The sequence below is a fragment of the Corallococcus llansteffanensis genome, from assembly GCF_003612055.1.
Classification (GTDB): Bacteria; Myxococcota; Myxococcia; order Myxococcales; family Myxococcaceae; genus Corallococcus; species Corallococcus llansteffanensis.
The window spans coordinates 1-519 of sequence record NZ_RAWB01001159.1 but is presented as its reverse complement, the minus strand read 5'-3'; the positions used below and the strand labels follow the sequence as shown (position 1 = coordinate 519).

The 519-nt window shown below is 72.6% G+C and carries 1 protein-coding gene; it reads left to right on the top strand.

Going from position 1 to position 519, the window contains the following annotated elements; all coding sequences use genetic code 11:
• The coding region (locus tag D7V93_RS43910; protein ID WP_244237869.1) for a DUF2721 domain-containing protein at positions 1-508 on the top strand (508 nt) is incomplete at its 5' end.
• Between the last annotated feature and the right edge of the window lie 11 nt (positions 509-519).

Sequence of the window (519 nt, the reverse complement as noted above, 5' to 3'; positions counted from 1 at the left end):
GGGCCAGAAGGGGGGCATGAACGGCGTCACGGACGGCGTGGACTTCTCCTCCATCCAGCTCATCGGCACGGCGGTGACGCCCGCGGTCATGGTGTCCGGGTGCGGCATCCTGGCGACGGGGTTGGACAACCAGATCTCGCGCATCACCTCGCGCCTGCGCGACATGGTCCGCGAGTGGCGCACGCTGCCGGAGGGCCACCCGCGCCGGACGCTGCTGCGCGACGAGGTGGCCATCATGGACCGCCGCCACGCCATCCTCGCGAAGGCCATCGGCTTCACCTACGCGGCGCTCCTGTCCTTCGTGGCCACGTCGCTGCTGTACCTGCTGCGCCGCAGCGTGCCGGTGCCGGAGGCGCTGCCGGTGGCGTCCTTCTCCCTGGGCGTGCTGCTGCTGGGCACCATGGCGGTGTTCGCGCTCGCGTCGCTGCGCCTGAGCCGCCGCGCCATCGCACTGGAGCGCGAGGACCTCTTTCGCGACGGGCCGCCACCGGGTGCGTCGGGGGTGTGAGGGCCCGGGTC